Source organism: Flavobacterium sp., from assembly GCF_965657075.1.
Lineage (GTDB): Bacteria > Bacteroidota > Bacteroidia > Flavobacteriales > Flavobacteriaceae > Flavobacterium.
On record NZ_CBFHMV010000006.1, the window covers coordinates 88326 to 105811 of the forward strand.

Below are 17486 nucleotides of genomic sequence, written 5' to 3' on the forward strand. Positions count from 1 at the left end.
AATGAAGAAGCTTTTTTTGTTAATAATAGCAGTTGTTTTGCTACACTCTTGTAAGGATGAAGTAAAACCTAAAGTAGATGTTTCTAACATTTCAGTTCAGTTTGAAGTGGAACGTTTTGATCAAGTTTTTTATGAATCAAAACCTGAAGATTTTCCAAAAATTAGAAAACAGTATCCTTTTTTATTTCCTGAGCAATTTGAAGATTCAGTATTTATAAACAAATTGAATGATCCTGTTTTAAGAGAAGTTTACGATGAAGTGCAATTAAAATATAAAACATTAGGGACTTTAGTTACAGACATTGAACAACTTTTAAAATACATTAAACATTATTTTCCTGAATCTAATACACCAAGAGTTTTTACAATGATTAGCGATTTTGATTTGGAATCTAAAGCAATTTATACACCTGAGTATTTGTTTATTTCTTTAGATTGTTATTTAGGAAAAGACAATAAGATTTATGAATCTTTATACGATTATACACTTTTAGAAAGAGAACCTAATCAAATTTTACCAGATATTTTATCCAGTTTTTCTTACGGAAGAATTGCACCACCAAATAATAAAAACCTTTTATCTTTCATGATATATAAAGGTAAAGAATTGTATTTGAAAGATATTTTACTACCTGAAGTATCTGATCATGTAAAAATTGCTTATTCTGAAATACAAAATCAGTTTTGTATTGAAAATGAAGCACAAATTTGGAGTGTTTTTATAGAAGAAAAATATTTATTTGATTCTAATCCTATATTAGAACAACGCTTTATGAAACCCGCACCGTTCTCTAAGTTTTATAGAGAAATCGATAGTGAAACTCCAGGTAGAATAGGGCAATGGGTTGGATGGCAAATTGTGAGAAGCTATATGGAAAATAATCCCAAAACTACAATCCAAGAATTGTTGCAAATGGATGCCAAAGAATTATTTGAAAACTCAAAATATAAACCTAAAAAATAATGAAAACTTCTGAAATAAAATTCTTAGTTGAATTAGACGAAAATAAAGTACCAGAAAAATTGCATTGGACTGCACAAGATGGTGGCATTGAACTAGAAGAAACGAAAGCCATAATGTTATCTGTTTGGGATAACAAGGCAAAAGAATCTTTGAGAATTGATTTATGGACTAAAGATATGCCCGTTGATGAAATGAAATTGTTTTTTCATCAAACTTTAGTGGCTATGGCTGATACTTACAGTAGAGCAACTGCGGATGAAAAAATGACAGCTACCATGAAGGATTTTTGCGATTATTTTGCCGAAAAACTCGAATTATTAGATAAATAAGCATGTAAAAAAAACCGACAAATTTGTCGGTTTTTTGATTTTACAATCCTTCTTTAAACATTTGTTGATTAATTTCATCTATAAATGTCAATAATGCTTCTTTTCCTGTTCCTTCTGTTGATGAAGTTACAAAGTATTGAGGGACTTCGGCCCAATTATTGGCTAATATTTTCTTTTTGTATGCAGCTATATGTGAATCTACTTTAGTTTTTCCAATTTTATCAGCTTTAGTAAAAATAATACAAAAAGGCACTTCACTTTCACCCAAGTACGTCATAAATTCTAAATCGATTTTTTGAGCTTCTAAACGTATATCAATCAAAACAAATGCACAAACCAATTGTTGTCTTGTTTCAAAATAATCAGTAATAAATTGTTGAAAAACAGCTTTGGTTTTTTTAGAAACTTTGGCATAACCATAACCTGGTAAATCTACTAAATACCAATTACTATTAATTTTAAAGTGATTAATTAATTGTGTTTTTCCTGGTCTTGCAGATGTTTTTGCTAGTTTTTTATGATCGGTTAACATATTAATCAACGATGATTTTCCAACATTGGAACGACCAATAAAAGCATATTCTGGTAAAGGTTCATTAGGACATTTACTAACTTCTGAATTACTTATAATAAATTCTGCGGTGTTTATTTTCATTTTTTTAAAATAAAATTCCCCAAAAGGGGAACTGTATTACATATTATTTTTTTCTAACCAATGGTGTAAAATTTGATTGAATTCATCTGGATGTTCCATCATTGCTGCATGTCCACATTTATCTATCCAAAATAATTCTGAATTTGGTAGTAATTTATCAAATTCTTCGGCAACATTTGGAGGTGTAACTTTGTCGTTTTTTCCCCAAATGATACAAGTTGGTGTTTCCATTTTTGGTAAATCGGCAGCCATATTATGTCGAATGGCACTTTTTGCTATAGTTAATGTTTTGATTAATTTAATTCTGTCATTAACTGTTGCAAACACTTCATCAACAATTTCTTTAGTTGCTATTTTTGGGTCAAAAAACACATCTTCACTTTTCTTTTTAATGTATTCATAATCTCCACGTTTAGGATAACTGTCACCCATGCTGCTTTCGTACAAGCCCGAGCTTCCTGTAATTACTAAACCTTTCATTAATTCGGGGTACATTTTTGCATGATACAATGCAATATGTCCTCCAAGTGAATTTCCTAATAAAATAACTTTGTCTAATTTTTTGTGTACAATAAAATCGTGCACAAATTTTGAAAAAGCTTTAACATTTGTTTTTAAAATACTTTGAGTGTAAATCGGAAGTAAAGGAATAAAAACTTTATAACCTTTTGAAGGTAAAAAATTGGTAACACCATCAAAATTACTCAATCCGCCCATCAAACCATGAAGTATTATTATTGGTGTTCCTTCACCAACTTCATAGTAAGTATATTTTCTTTCTTTCTTTAACATATGAAATTTTCCAATTAGAAATAGTGACAAATATAAGACTTTTAGAAATAGCTAAAAGTAAAATCCTAACTATTTCAAAATCTTTAAAAAATCTTACAAATTTTGAAACTTAAAACCTGTTTTTTTGATTATTAACAACTTCAAACAGAAGTTAATAACTAAATATTTGATTGCTTGTGATTTGTAAAATGGAATTGCAAAGCCAAGTGTTTGTTAGTTTTTTTAATTTTTATTGGTTTAAGATTCATTTTTGATGGCCCATTTTTTGATTCTAAAGTCCAAAAACTTATCAACAAAGTGGTAGATTGTGGTAAATAGTGGTAAAAAATTTATATTTTTGTCCATATTAAAGTCAAATTCCTATTTTGAGTACACTAATTGGAACATACGAATGTAAGGTTGATGCCAAAGGAAGGCTAATGATACCAGCGCCACTAAAGAAGCAGTTTGCCTCTTTGGAGGATGGTTTTGTTTTAAAGCGTTCTGTTTTTCAGCCTTGCTTGGAGTTGTTTCCAATGGCAGAGTGGAATAGTATGATGGCTAAAATCAATAAGTTAAATCGTTTTGTAAAAAAGAATAATGATTTCATCAGAAGATTCACGGCTGGTGTAAAAGTGGTTGAAATTGATGCAACTGGACGATTGTTAATTCCTAAAGATTTAATTGCTTTTGGTCAAATTGACAAAGATTTAGTATTGTCTTCCGCAATTAACATTATTGAAATTTGGGATAAAAATTTATATGAAAACGCTATTGAAAATGCAACAGATGATTTTGCCGATTTAGCGGAAGAAGTAATGGGTAACTTAAATGACAATGAAGATGGAATATCATAATCCTGTTCTTTTAAAAGATACTGTTGATGGCTTAAATATTTATCCTGATGGTGTTTATGTTGATGTCACTTTTGGTGGTGGAGGTCATTCTAGAGAGATATTGTCTCGTTTGGGTGAAAAAGGAAAGTTGTTTGCTTTTGATCAAGATTTAGACGCTTTGAAAAATGCAATTGATGATGAGAGATTTACATTAATTAATGAAAATTTCAGACATATAAAAAGGTTCTTACGCTTTTATGGTGTTAAACAAGTAGATGGAATTTTAGCTGATTTAGGGGTTTCATCTCATCAATTTGATGTGGCAGAAAGAGGATTTTCAACTCGTTTTGAAGCTGAGTTGGATATGAGAATGAATCAAAAAGGAGAATTGTCAGCTTATCATGTGATTAATGATTATGATGAAGTTGCATTAAAAAATGTTTTGTTAGAATTTGGTGAGCTTAAAAATGCTGGAGCAATGGCTAATGTAATTGTAAATGCAAGGAAAGAAAATCCAATTATAAATTCGGAACAATTAAAACAAATTTTGAGTAGATTTTTGCCTGGTCATAAAAGCAATAAAATATTAGCACAAATTTATCAGGCCATCCGAATTGAAGTCAATCAAGAAATGGAAGCTTTAAAAGAATTTTTAACGCAATCCTTAGAAATTCTGAAACCTGATGGAAGATTAAGTGTAATATCATATCACTCGTTAGAAGATAGATTGGTAAAACGATTTGTGAAAAACGGAATGTTTGAAGGAGAACCAGAAAAAGATTTCTTCGGAAATTTTGAAGTGCCTTTCAAAACTATTGAAAAATTAATAGTTCCTTCTAATGAAGAAATCGCAATTAACAATAGAGCTAGAAGTGCTAAATTGAGAGTTGCAGCAAAAAAATAGCATGAAAAAAGGAGTTTACAGTTTGTTGAAAGCAAAATTTTTAGTGAGCGATAATTCATTAAGAAATTGGCAATTTATTGTATTTCTAATTGTGTTAGGATTGTTAATGATTGCAAATAATCATAGTTATGATGCAAAAAATTATAGAATCACGGCTTTAACTAGTGAAGTAAAAGAAATGAGATCCAAGTTTGTAGATACAAGATCTATTCTTATGAAGTTGAAAATGGAATCTACAATCACAAAAAAAATGGAACTAAGAAACATCAAACCTTCTGAAATTCCACCAAGAAAAATAAAAATTTTAAAAGAGGAAGAAAAAAGTTTTTTCAAAAAAATATGGCAATAACAGAAAAAAATAATTCTTTAAGAATGTATTTAGTTGCAGGTATCATATTCATGGTAGCTGTTGCTGTTGTTATTAAGTTGACCAATATTCAATGGGTTGACGGTGCTTATTATCGCAGTTTGGCTAAAGAAAGAACGGTTAAAAATTTTGACATTCCTTCCAATAAAGGCAATATTTATTCTTCTGACGGAAGCTTATTGGCTACTTCAATTCCTGAATATACCATCCGATTTGATGCAGTGGCTCCAAAGTCTGAATTATTTAATGACAATGTTAGAGCCTTGTCAGATTCATTGTCGATTTTATTACAAAGACCTTCAGAAGATATTTTAGCAGAATTCAGAAAAGCAAGAGCTACTAAAAACAGATACTTACTAATTGCTAGAAAATTGAGCTATACTGAATATATGAAAATCAAATCATTTCCATTATTCAATAAAGGTTCTAATAAAGGTGGATTTATTGCGGAACAAAAAATTGTTAGACAACATCCAATAGGATTAATTGCCGAAAGAACAATTGGTTATGAACGATTAAATGCCGATGGTTCTGCCAACGGAAAAGGAATTGAGTATGCTTTTAAAAAATATTTAAATGGTAAAAATGGCAAGCAATTAATGCAAAAAATTGCTAAAAACCAATGGAAACCAATAAGCGATATTTCTCAAATTGAACCTCAAGATGGTTACGATATCATATCCACAATTGATGTTTATATTCAGGATATTGCACATCATGCTTTATTGAAACAATTGGAGTATTATCAGGCAGATCATGGTTGTGTTGTGGTTATGGAAACAAAAACGGGTGAAGTAAAAGCTATATCTAATTTAGGAAGAGCTGAAGATGGTACTTACTTTGAAACTCAAAATTATGCTGTAACTGAATCTCATGAACCGGGTTCAACTTTTAAACTGTTAGATTTAATAGCATTATTGGATGATAAAAAAGTAGATTCAAGTAAAGTGTATGATACTAATGGTGGCGTAGTAAAATACTATGGAAAATCAGTTAGAGATTCACATAAAGGTGGTTACGGAAAAATTTCATTGGCAAGAGGTTTTGAACTTTCTTCCAATACAGTAATGGTTCAGGCTGTTCAAGAAAATTATAAGGATAATCCAAGTCAGTTTGTAAATAGAATTGATAGCTACGGACTAAATAAACCTTTAGGATTACAATTTCTTGGTGAAGGAAAACCAAAAATTCCACAACCAGGAACATCCGATTGGTCAGGAATCGCTTTGCCTTGGATGGCTTATGGATATGGAGTTTCGGTTACACCACTTCAAACTTTGGCTTTGTATAACGCAGTTGCTAATGACGGAAAAATGATCAAACCTTTTTTTGTAAAAGAAATAAAAGAATGGAACAAAACAATCAAAAAGTTTGAAACAGAAACTATAAATGAAAAAATTTGTTCTGATGAAACTTTAAACAAAGTTAAGGCCATACTAGAAAATGTTGTAAAAAAAGGGACAGGTTCCAAATTGTATTCGCCTAATTTTTCAATGGCAGGAAAAACGGGTACGGTACAAATGAATTATAAAGACAAATCGAAACTTTATTATGCTTCTTCTTTTGTAGGCTATTTTCCGGCAAATCAACCAAAATATTCGTGTATAGTGGTAGTTCATAAACCTAATGTTGAAGCTGGTTATTATGGCGCTGATGTTGCAGGGCCAGTTTTTAAACGAATAGCGCAAAAAATTTACACTGATGTTCCTTCTACTAATGCCATTAAAAAATTAGAATCTAAGATTGATAAGCAGGATAATTCTTATAACAAAATGTATGATGTCCAAAGCACAGCTGTTACCATTCCAAATTTAAAAGGAATGCCAGCCATGGATGCTGTTACAATATTGGAAAATTTAGGATTAAAAGTGAAGCTTATTGGAAAAGGGAAAGTGATAAAACAATCTTTAGAAAAAGGAACTGCAATTAAAAAAAATCAAATCATAACTTTAGAATTATCTTGAAAGTACTAAAAGACATATTATACAAAGTAGCCATTGAAGCTGTAAAAGGTTCAACTGATGTTGCTATTAATTCAATTGACTTTGATTCAAGAAAAGTTTCTATGAATGATGTGTTTGTTGCTATTAGAGGAACTCTTTCTGATGGTCATGATTTTATCGAAAAAGCAATAAATCAAGGAGCAATTGCAATTATTTGTGAAGAATTTCCAGAAAAAATAATCAATGGAGTTACTTACATTAAAGTTAAAAACACCAATCAAGCATTGGCTTTTATGGCTTCTAATTTTTATGATAATCCTTCATCTAAAATAAAACTAGTTGGTATAACAGGAACTAATGGAAAAACAACAGTAGCTTCATTGCTCTATCAATTGTTTAAAAAAGCAGGTTACAAAGTAGGTTTGCTTTCTACAGTAAAAATTCTTGTAGATGACTATGAATATAAAGCAACGCATACAACTCCAGATTCCTTAACCATCAACCATTATTTAAATGAAATGATTAATGAAGGATGTGAGTTTTGTTTTATGGAAGTCAGTTCGCACGGAATTCATCAAAAACGTACAGAAGGACTGCATTTTAAAGGTGGTGTTTTTACCAATTTATCACACGATCATTTGGATTATCACAATTCATTTGCGGAATATAGAGATGTTAAAAAAGCTTTTTTTGATGATTTACCTAAAGATGCTTTTGCATTAACCAATGTGGATGATAAAAATGGAAACGTAATGTTTCAAAACACAAAAGCTAGAAAATTGACTTATGCTTTAAAATCGTATGCTGATTATAAAGCGCAAATTTTGGAAAGTCAATTAACCGGTTTGTTGTTAAAAATAAATGATAATGAAGTTTGGGTAAAGCTTATCGGAAACTTCAACGCATATAACATGTTGGCTATTTATGGAGTAGCTATCGAATTGGGAATTGATAAAATAGAAGCATTAAGGTTATTAAGTGAATTGGAAAGTGTTGCTGGAAGATTCCAGTTTATCATTTCAAAATCAAAAATCACGGCCATTGTTGATTATGCTCACACACCAGATGCTCTTGAAAATGTCTTACAAACAATTTCAGAAATAAGAACTAAAAATGAACAACTAATAACGGTTGTTGGTTGTGGAGGTGATAGAGATAAAACAAAACGTCCGGTAATGGCACATGTGGCCTCTAATTTAAGTGATAAAACCATTTTTACTTCTGATAATCCAAGATCTGAAGTGCCAGAAGTGATTATTGAAGATATGGAAAAAGGGGTTGAACCTCAAAATTATAAAAAAACAGTTTCTATTGTTGATAGAAAACAAGCCATTAAAACGGCTTGTATAATGGCAAATGAAAATGATATTATCCTAATTGCAGGAAAAGGGCATGAGAATTATCAAGAAATTAAAGGTGTTAAACACGATTTTGATGACTTGCAAATAGTTAAAGAAATTTTAAACCAACTAAACAAGTAATAGTATGTTGTATTATTTATTTCAATATTTAGAAGAAAACTTCAACTTTCCTGGAGCTGGTTTATTTCAATATATAACCTTTCGTTCGGCTTTGGCTATCATTTTGTCATTGCTTATTTCAACTGTCTTTGGAAAAAGAATCATCAATTTTTTAAGAAATCAACAAGTTGGTGAAACAGTTAGAGAATTAGGTTTAGAAGGCCAAAAAGAAAAAGCAGGAACTCCAACAATGGGTGGAATCATTATCATAGTTGCAACACTTATTCCTGTTTTATTATTGGCAAAATTAGACAACATTTATATTGTTTTATTAATAGTTACAACACTTTGGATGGGAACTATTGGTTTTATTGACGATTATATAAAAATCTTCAAAAAAGACAAACAAGGTCTAAAAGGTGTTTTTAAAGTTATTGGTCAAGTAGGTTTAGGTTTAATTGTAGGAAGTGTACTTTATTTTAATCAAAATGTAACGGTTAGAAAAGATACTACTGATGTCAGAATTAAAGCAAATACCGAAGTGGTCAAATCAATGCTTGAGGAAAAATCAACAGCTACGACTATTCCTTTTTTCAAAAATAACGAATTTGATTATGCTGAATTATTGAGCTTCATGGGTGATGGATATGAAAATTGGGCTTGGTTAATATTTATTCCGGTGGTTATTTTCATCATCACAGCAGTTTCAAATGGAGCTAATTTAACTGATGGAATTGATGGTTTAGCGGCAGGAACTTCGGCAATTTCGGTTTTAGCACTTGGAATTTTCACTTTCGTTTCTGGTAACATCATATTGTCAGATTATTTAAATATAATGTACATTCCAAATTCTGGTGAAATGACCATTTATATTGCAGCTTTTATTGGTGCTTTAATTGGTTTTTTATGGTATAATTCTTATCCAGCTTCTGTTTTTATGGGAGATACAGGAAGTTTGACTATCGGAGGAATTATAGCAGTTTTAGCAATTTCGGTTAGAAAAGAAATGTTATTACCTGTTTTATGTGCGATTTTCTTTGCCGAAAATTTATCTGTAATTATTCAAGTGAGCTATTTCAAATATACCAAAAAGCGGTTTGGTGAAGGAAGGAGAGTTTTTCTTATGTCGCCTTTGCATCATCACTATCAGAAAAAAGGGTATCATGAAAGTAAAATTGTGACTCGTTTTTGGATTGTAGCCATCATGCTTTCCATTTTAGCTATCGTTACTTTAAAACTAAGATAATATGAAGCGATTAGTAATACTTGGTGGTGGTGAAAGTGGAGTAGGAACAGCTATTCTTGGAAAGAAAAAGGGATACGATGTTTTTTTGTCTGATTTCGGAAAAATAAAAGAAAATTATAAAGAAGTTCTTACCATAAATAAAATTGATTTTGAAGATGAAATGCATACAGAATCCTTAATTCTGAATGCAGATATAGTCATGAAAAGTCCAGGAATTCCAGAAAAATCTCCAATAGTAAAAAAACTTGTAGAGAAAAATATACCTATTATTTCTGAAATCGAATTTGCATCACAATATACCAATGCAATTACCATCGGAATTACTGGTAGTAATGGAAAAACAACTACTACTTTGTTAACGTATCATATACTAAAGCAAGGTGGATTAAATGTCGGTTTAGCTGGCAATATTGGTAAAAGTTTTGCTTGGCAAGTGGCGGAAGATAAAGTGGATGTTTATGTTTTAGAATTAAGTAGTTTTCAGCTCGATGGAATACTAAATTATAAACCACATATTGCTGTTATTACAAACATAAGTCCAGATCATTTAGATCGATATAATTATGATTATAATCTTTACATAGCTTCAAAGTTCAGAATCACAATGAACCAAACAGAAGAGGATTATTTGATTTATGATGACGATGATGAAGCCATTTCAAACTGGTTCAATAAAAATAAAATTAAAGCTAAGAAATTACCATTTTCATTACAACATAAAGTAGAACAAGGAAGCTTTTTAGAAGACAAAATAATATACAACATAACAAACAACAAACAAATCAATATGCCAACATCAAATTTATCATTAGACGGAATGCACAATGTAAAAAATGCCATGGCTGCAACAACTGCAGCTCAGCTTATGAACATTAGAAAACAAACAATCAGAGAGAGTTTGTCCAATTTCCAAGGAGTAGAACATCGTTTAGAAAAAGTTCTAAAAATTCAAAATGTACAGTACATTAATGATTCAAAAGCCACTAACGTCAACGCTACTTATTTTGCTTTAGAAAGTATGGAAACGCCAACCGTTTGGATTGTGGGTGGAGTAGATAAAGGAAACGATTATTCGGAACTTTTTTCTTTAGTTAACGAAAAGGTAAAAGGTATTGTTTGCCTTGGTGTGGATAATAAAAAAATCATGGAAGCTTTTAGTGGTATGGTTGATGTAATTATCGAAACCACTTCTGTTGATGAAGCTGTAAAAATAGCTCAAAAAATTGCCGAAAAAGGGGATACGGTTTTATTGTCGCCCGCTTGTGCAAGTTTTGATTTATTTGAAAGCTATGAAGATAGAGGAAACCAATTTAAAAACGCAATTAGAAATTTATAAAACATGAACTTCTTAGATCATCTTAAAGGAGATAAAGGAATATGGGCATTTGTTATACTATTAGCTCTAGTTTCTTTTTTACCTGTTTACAGCGCAAGTACAAATCTTGTTTATGTAATAGGTAACGGTTCTACTTTGGGTCATCTTACAAAACATTTTGTTCATGTGTTTTTAGGTTTTTGTATCCTTTATTTTGTACATAAAATTCCTTATCATTATTGTAAGTTTTTTTCAAAATTTCTCATGCCCCTTGTTGTAGTATTGTTGGTATATACTCTTTTTCAAGGAACAACAATTGGTGGAGCAAATGCAAGTAGATGGATACAAATACCATTTATTGGAATCGGTTTTCAAACATCATCTTTAGCTTTCATTGTATTGATGATTTATGTTGCAAGATATCTTTCAAAAGTAGAACATAAAGAATATACTTTTCAAGCCTCTTTTATTGAATTATGGGTGCCTGTTTTTCTTGTAATAGCATTGGTTTTGCCTGCCAATTTTTCAACGGCAGCTTTAATGTTTTTAATGGTTTGTATGTTGGTTTTTGTTGGAAATTATCCCATTAAATACTTATCGCTTATTGCTGTTATTGGAATATCAAGCTTAATCATGTTTATTGCTTTAGCTAAAGCATTTCCAAATGCAATGCCCAATCGTGTTAAAACATGGGAAAGCCGAATGGAACGTTTCTTTTCAGAAGATGAAAATGAAGACAAATATCAAGTAGAAAATTCTAAAATCGCAATTGCTTCTGGAGGAATTCATGGCTTAGGTTTTGGAAAAAGTGTACAAAAAAACTTTTTACCTCAATCATCATCCGACTTTATTTTTGCAATAATTGTAGAAGAATCAGGGTTAATTGGAGGAATCGGAATTTTAGTATTATACCTGTTACTTTTTTTTAGATTTATTGTAACAGCTCACAAAGCGCCCACTTTTTTTGGAAAGCTTTTAATCATCGGTTTAGGTTTTCCAATAATTTTTCAAGCACTTTTAAATATGGGAGTTGCCGTTGAGTTATTACCTACAACAGGACAAACATTGCCATTAATTAGTGCTGGTGGTACATCTATTTGGATGACTTGTGGTGCTATTGGAATTATTTTAAGTGTTACCAAAAAAGAGGAAGAGGTTGCAGCCGATTTATTAGAGTCAGAAAAAAGAAATGATGCTCTAAAACGAATTATTGATAGAGAAATTGAATCGGAAGAAGAACATAAAATTGAAGTTGATTCTAACAATCCACTAGAACCTATCTTAAACAAATAAAATGAGTACAAAAAAATTCATAATCAGTGGTGGTGGAACAGGAGGACATATCTATCCTGCAATTGCTATTGCAAATGAATTGAAAAATAAATTTCCAGATGCTGAGTTCCTTTTTGTAGGTGCAAAAGACAAAATGGAAATGCAAAAAGTGCCCCAAGCAGGGTACAAAATTAAAGGTCTTTGGATTGCTGGCTTACAAAGAAAACTCACTTTAAGAAATGCCATGTTTCCTTTTAAACTTTCTTCTAGTTTATGGAGCTCTTATCTAATTTTAAGAAAATTTAAGCCAAATGTTGTGATTGGTACAGGAGGTTTTGCTTCAGGTGCAGTGCTTAAAATGGCTAATGTTTTAAACATTCCAACAGTTGTACAAGAACAAAATTCTTTTCCTGGAATTACCAATAAATTATTGGCTAAAAAGGCAAGTGTAATTTGTGTCGCTTATGAAAATTTAGAACGATTTTTTCCGAAAGATAAAATTAAACTAACAGGAAATCCAGTTCGTCAAGATTTAATTACGGATGAAAACAAAAAAGAAGAAGCTCTAAACTATTTTAATTTAGATGCAAACAAAAAAACGCTATTGATTTTAGGAGGAAGTCTAGGCGCAAGAAGAATCAATCAATTGATCGAAAAGGAATTAAATTTTATATTGGATAACAATATTCAAATCATTTGGCAATGTGGACAGTTGTATTTCGATGAATATAAAAAATTTGAAAAACAAAATATTAATTCAACAAAAAATATTCAAGTTGTTTCTTTTGTTGACCGAATGGATTTGGTTTATGCAGCTGCCGATTTTATAATTTCTCGTTCAGGTGCCTCATCAGTTTCTGAATTGTGCATCGTGGCAAAACCAACAATTTTTATTCCTTCTCCAAACGTGGCAGAAGATCATCAAACCAAAAATGCAAAAGCTATTTGTGATAAAAAGGGAGCCATTTTAATCAAAGAATCAGAACTTGACAACGAATTTCAAACCGTTTTCAAAGATTTAATTTCAAACGAGGAAAAGCAAAATACGTTGAGTCAAAATATAAAAAAATTAGCCTTACCAAACGCTACAAAAGATATAGTTGATGAGATAACAAAGTTGTTATAGATTACAGATTTTTAGACAAAAGACAACAAACAAGATAAAAACAGAAAATGAATTTAAACCAAATACATAACATCTATTTCATAGGAATCGGCGGCATCGGAATGAGTGCCTTAGCTCGATATTTTAAAAATATAGGTAAAAATGTAAGGGGTTATGATAAAACAGAAACACAATTAACAAAAGAATTACAACAAGAAGGAATTGAAGTTCATTTTGAAGATAACATCAATCTAATTCCAAAAGATTTTTATGTAGAAAACACTTTAGTCGTTATAACACCAGCAGTGCCAATTTTGCATTCGGAATGGAATTATTTTAACGAAAGAAATTATAATGTAAAAAAACGAGCCGAAGTTTTAGGTTTAATCACCAAAGACACATTTTGTTTTGCTGTTGCTGGAACTCATGGAAAAACTACAACGTCAAGTATTTTGGCGCATATCTTATTCCAAAGCGGATTAGATGTGACTTCCTTTTTGGGTGGAATTGTCGAAAATTACAATTCAAATTTAGTAGGTAACGGAAAAACCATTACTGTGGTTGAAGCAGATGAGTTTGATCGTTCGTTTCTTCATCTTCATCCTAATATTGCTTGCATTACATCTATGGATGCAGATCATTTAGATATTTATGGTGATGCCAGTGCAATTGAAGAAAGTTTTAGAGAATTTGCAGCAAAAGTTGATGATAAAACCAAATTATTTTATGCCAATGGTTTAACATTAGAAGGTGTTTCTGTTGGAATAAATGATACGGCTACAATTATAGCCCAAAACATAAAAATTGAAAAAGGATATTATGTTTTTGATGTTAAATTTGGCAACGAATTAATCAAAAATATCCAATTTGGATTACCAGGCCATCACAATTTATCAAATGCTCTAATGGCTTTGGCAATGGCAAAAACCTATGGTGTAGCAGATGACAAAATTAAAGATGCATTGGCAACATTCAAAGGCATTAGAAGGCGTTTTTCTTTTCAAATCAGAGAAGAAAAATTAACTTATATTGATGATTATGCACATCATCCAACTGAAATTAACGCAGTGCATCAAGCGGTTCGTGAATTATTTCCGACTCAAAAAATATGCGCTGTTTTTCAACCGCATTTGTTCAGTAGAACTAAAGATTTTGCTGACGATTTTGCCAAAAGTTTATCCCAGTTTGATGAACTTTTATTGATGGAAATTTATCCAGCTCGTGAGTTACCTTTGGAGGGAATTACCTCTGATTGGTTGTTGCAAAAAATAAACAATACATCTAAAAAAGTGGTTCAAAAGAATGAAATAATTCAAGAGCTGCACAAATCAAATGCTACTGTTTTTATAACCATTGGAGCTGGTGATTTAGGTGAAATGGTCGGTGAAATTAAGCATAATTTAAATCAAAAACTATCATGAAAAAAATAATAAGTTTTTTGGTTTTAATGGTTTTGATTTGTAGTTGTTCTGAAAGTTATGAAAAAGAAAAAGGCTTTGATGTTTCAGAAACAAATATAGAAAGTAGTACTGAAGATACTGGCATGGATAAAGATTCTGTTAAGTTTAAAACGCGACCAAGTAAAGTTGTCTTAACGGGAACTAAAGAGGTTCGATTAATCACCGAATTTAAAGTCAATTACAATAAAAAAAGAGAGGTCTCATTTGTGGGTTCAAATGAATTTAGAACACATTATCAAGTGGAAGATGATATAAAAAAATACGGCAACAATTGGAATTCTAATATAGTACCGGGGTTTTCGGCTCTTTGCGGTTACAATATGGTGAATGTTTCTCATTTCAATTATAGTTCTCAAACACAAAAAAAGTTTTTTAATAAACCGGTATTGGTAAAAACACTTTATTATCCTTCTTTTTTAACAGATACTCTGAACTTTAAGCCAGTAAAAAGGAATTATTTTATGATTTCATGTTACGATGAAGATTCTAATAAGGATGGAAAAATCAACATGAAAGACTTGAGACGATTCTATTATTTTGATATAGAATTGAATGAAAATCGGCTATTGATTCCAGATAATTATTCGGTTACAGGTTCAGATTATGACTCGGCCAATGATTTTATGCTAGTTTATGCAAAATTAGATGCAAATAACAACGGAATGATTGATAAAAATGAAGAAATTCATGTCTTTTGGATTGATTTAAATAATCCCAAACAAACAGGAAAACAATATTAAAAATGAAAAAATTGAATTGGAATAACATTCGTTTAGTTGTCATAATTGCTGTGATGATTTTCTTGTATTCTTTTTCTGGAATTAAAAATAAACAACGAATAGTACAAAAAAATAAAATTGAGATTTTACCTGAAGATGAAGCCTTTTTAAACGAAACAATGGTTAATAACTTGTTAATACAAAATTTAGTTGGTACTTCAGATATAGCAAAAGAAAGGGTAGATTTGAAGAAGTTGGAATTTTTGTTGAATGCCAATAAATACGTTGAAAAAGCGGAAGTTTTTTGCTCAATTGATGGTGTCTTAGCAGCAAATGTTATTCAAAAAAAACCAGTAATTAGAGTTGCAAATGAAAATGAAACCTATTATTTAGATGATAATGGTAATGCGATTCCTTTGTCTGAAAACTTCACACCAAGGGTTCCTTTTTTTTATGGAGCAGTGCAAGAAAAAGATAAGAAGAAATTAGTGGCTCTTTTTTCAATGATAGCGGAAGATGAAATGTTAAAACAAAACATTATCGACATCTCTAAAACCAAAAGAGGAAACTTCGTTTTTTCTGTTAGAGATTATGATTATAAAGTATTGTTAGGGAATTTAACAGATGTAGAAAAAAAGTTGAAGAATTACAAAGCTTTTCTGCAATACGCAACAAAAGATACTTTGTTAGAGAAGTATAAAATAGTGAATTTGATTTTTACACAGCAAGTAGTTTGCTCAAAATAATTGCTTATGGGAACACAAAATATAGCAGTAGGATTAGACATCGGAACAACTAAAATTGTTGTAATGATTGGTCGCAAAAATGAATACGGGAAACTCGAGATTTTAGGAATTGGAAAATCTAAAAGTCTTGGAGTTCACCGTGGTGTGGTTAATAATATTACCCAAACTATTCAATCCATCCAGCAAGCAGTTCAAGAAGCAGAGTCAAACTCAGATTATAAGATAAATGATGTTGTTGTAGGTATTGCTGGTCAACACATTCGCAGCATCCAACACAGTGATTACATTAGCAGACCAAACGCTGAAGAAGTGATAAATGATGCTGATATTGATGAGTTAATCGGACAAGTGCATAAACTTTCTATGTTGCCTGGTGAAGAAATAATTCACGTATTACCACAAGAATACAGAATCGATGGCCAATCTGAAATTACAGAACCAATCGGAATGTATGGTGGAAGACTCGAATCTTCTTTTCATGTGGTAGTAGGTCAAGCAGCTTCTATCAGAAATGTAGGAAGATGTGTTAAAAGTGCCGGAATTGATTTGTCTGGCATCACTTTAGAACCATTAGCTTCTGCAGATGCAGTTTTAAGTTTTGAAGAAAAAGAAGCAGGTGTTGCTCTTATAGATATAGGTGGCGGAACAACTGATTTAGCCATTTTTAAAGACGGAATTATTCGTCATACTGCTGTCATTCCTTTCGGTGGAAATGTAATTACTGAAGATATTAAAGAAGGTTGTTCTATTATCGAAAAACAAGCTGAATTGTTAAAAGTTAAATTTGGTTCTGCTTGGCCAGGTGAAAATAAAGATAACGAAATTGTTTCTATTCCCGGATTAAGAGGTAGAGAGCCAAAAGAAATTTCTTTGAAAAACTTATCAAAAATTATTCACGCTAGAGTTGTTGAAATAATTGAACAAGTTTACACAGAGATTAAAGAATACGGTCACGAAGAACCAAAGAAAAAATTAATTGCAGGGATTGTTTTAACTGGTGGTGGATCACAATTAAAGCACATCAAACAGTTGGTAGAATACATTACGGGTATGGATACTCGAATTGGATATCCCAACGAACATTTAGCGGGTGATTCTGATGAAGAAATTTCTTCACCTTTATACGCAACAGCTGTCGGATTAGTGATGAATGGCATTAGAAACAATACCAAAAGTGCAACTCCTTTCGTGGAAATGAAAATTGAAGAGCCTAAAGTTGTAAAACAGGTTAGTCATGAATTAGAAGAAAAAATAGAGAATGAAATTGTAGACCATGAGATGACAAATCCAATGGAAACAAAATCAAAAAATACACAAGACAATGTTAAAAGATCTTTTTTTGATAAATATATCGAGAAAATAAAAGAATTTTTAGACAACGCAGAATAATTAAA

17 protein-coding genes are annotated in these 17486 nt (G+C 31.0%); 15 read left to right on the forward strand and 2 right to left on the reverse strand.

What is annotated here, in order from left to right; translation table 11 throughout:
* Position 1: 1 nt before the first annotated feature.
* Both gldB and gldC read left to right on the forward strand, forming a co-directional pair.
* A complete protein-coding gene (gene gldB / locus ACTF56_RS06100; RefSeq protein WP_438966021.1) occupies positions 2-964 on the forward strand; it encodes a gliding motility lipoprotein GldB in 963 nt (320 codons plus the stop codon).
* Positions 964-1293, forward strand: coding sequence for a gliding motility protein GldC (gene gldC, locus ACTF56_RS06105; protein ID WP_438966022.1), 330 nt, complete (start codon positions 964-966; stop codon positions 1291-1293). Before gldB ends, gldC begins: the two co-directional genes overlap by 1 nt.
* Positions 1294-1333: 40 nt before the next feature.
* On the opposite strand, the gene yihA is transcribed toward gldC, so the two are convergent.
* Both yihA and ACTF56_RS06115 read right to left on the reverse strand, forming a co-directional pair.
* Positions 1334-1948, reverse strand: coding sequence for a ribosome biogenesis GTP-binding protein YihA/YsxC (gene yihA / locus ACTF56_RS06110; protein ID WP_438966023.1), 615 nt, complete (start codon positions 1946-1948; stop codon positions 1334-1336).
* Positions 1949-1984: 36 nt separating this feature from the next.
* Complete coding sequence (locus tag ACTF56_RS06115; RefSeq protein WP_438966050.1) at positions 1985-2740, reverse strand: alpha/beta fold hydrolase; 756 nt, start codon at positions 2738-2740, stop codon at positions 1985-1987.
* Positions 2741-3105: 365 nt separating this feature from the next.
* On the opposite strand from ACTF56_RS06115, the gene mraZ reads away from it, so the two are divergent.
* The 13 genes from mraZ to ftsA are packed head-to-tail and all read left to right on the forward strand — an operon-like array spanning position 3106 to position 17481.
* Positions 3106-3576, forward strand: coding sequence for a division/cell wall cluster transcriptional repressor MraZ (mraZ, locus tag ACTF56_RS06120; protein WP_438966024.1), 471 nt, complete (start codon positions 3106-3108; stop codon positions 3574-3576).
* The gene (gene rsmH / locus ACTF56_RS06125; protein ID WP_438966025.1) at positions 3563-4459 is read left to right on the forward strand and encodes a 16S rRNA (cytosine(1402)-N(4))-methyltransferase RsmH; all 897 of its coding nucleotides are present in this window, start codon (positions 3563-3565) and stop codon (positions 4457-4459) included. Before mraZ ends, rsmH begins: the two co-directional genes overlap by 14 nt.
* Before the next feature lies 1 nt (position 4460).
* Positions 4461-4808, forward strand: a complete 348-nt coding sequence (locus ACTF56_RS06130; protein ID WP_438966026.1) for an FtsL-like putative cell division protein — start codon at positions 4461-4463, stop codon at positions 4806-4808.
* Positions 4799-6790: a penicillin-binding protein gene (locus tag ACTF56_RS06135; protein ID WP_438966027.1), complete on the forward strand. Its 1992-nt coding sequence runs from the start codon at positions 4799-4801 to the stop codon at positions 6788-6790. Before ACTF56_RS06130 ends, ACTF56_RS06135 begins: the two co-directional genes overlap by 10 nt.
* Positions 6787-8250 carry a UDP-N-acetylmuramoyl-L-alanyl-D-glutamate--2,6-diaminopimelate ligase gene (locus ACTF56_RS06140; protein WP_438966028.1) on the forward strand — a complete coding sequence of 488 codons (1464 nt, stop codon included), beginning with the start codon at positions 6787-6789 and terminating at the stop codon, positions 8248-8250. The genes ACTF56_RS06135 and ACTF56_RS06140 overlap by 4 nt, the downstream gene beginning before the upstream one ends.
* Positions 8251-8254: 4 nt before the next feature.
* On the forward strand, positions 8255-9475 hold the full coding sequence (gene mraY, locus ACTF56_RS06145) for a phospho-N-acetylmuramoyl-pentapeptide-transferase (protein ID WP_438966029.1): 1221 nt from the start codon (positions 8255-8257) through the stop codon (positions 9473-9475).
* Between the two features lies 1 nt (position 9476).
* On the forward strand, positions 9477-10811 hold the full coding sequence (gene murD / locus ACTF56_RS06150) for a UDP-N-acetylmuramoyl-L-alanine--D-glutamate ligase (protein ID WP_438966030.1): 1335 nt from the start codon (positions 9477-9479) through the stop codon (positions 10809-10811).
* A 3-nt stretch (positions 10812-10814) separates the two neighbouring features.
* Positions 10815-12083 (forward strand): FtsW/RodA/SpoVE family cell cycle protein, encoded by a 1269-nt coding sequence (locus ACTF56_RS06155; RefSeq protein WP_438966031.1) that lies wholly within the window; start codon positions 10815-10817, stop codon positions 12081-12083.
* Between the two features lies 1 nt (position 12084).
* Entirely contained in the window at positions 12085-13188 is a 1104-nt protein-coding gene (murG, locus tag ACTF56_RS06160; RefSeq protein WP_438966032.1) for an undecaprenyldiphospho-muramoylpentapeptide beta-N-acetylglucosaminyltransferase, read from the forward strand.
* 47 nt (positions 13189-13235) lie between these two features.
* On the forward strand, positions 13236-14588 hold the full coding sequence (gene murC / locus ACTF56_RS06165) for a UDP-N-acetylmuramate--L-alanine ligase (RefSeq protein WP_438966033.1): 1353 nt from the start codon (positions 13236-13238) through the stop codon (positions 14586-14588).
* Positions 14585-15367 (forward strand): hypothetical protein, encoded by a 783-nt coding sequence (locus ACTF56_RS06170; RefSeq protein ID WP_438966034.1) that lies wholly within the window; start codon positions 14585-14587, stop codon positions 15365-15367. The genes murC and ACTF56_RS06170 overlap by 4 nt, the downstream gene beginning before the upstream one ends.
* A 2-nt stretch (positions 15368-15369) precedes the next feature.
* The gene (locus ACTF56_RS06175; RefSeq protein ID WP_438966035.1) at positions 15370-16092 is read left to right on the forward strand and encodes a cell division protein FtsQ/DivIB; all 723 of its coding nucleotides are present in this window, start codon (positions 15370-15372) and stop codon (positions 16090-16092) included.
* 6 nt (positions 16093-16098) lie between these two features.
* Positions 16099-17481 (forward strand): cell division protein FtsA, encoded by a 1383-nt coding sequence (gene ftsA / locus ACTF56_RS06180; protein WP_438966036.1) that lies wholly within the window; start codon positions 16099-16101, stop codon positions 17479-17481.
* Positions 17482-17486 lie beyond the last annotated feature (5 nt).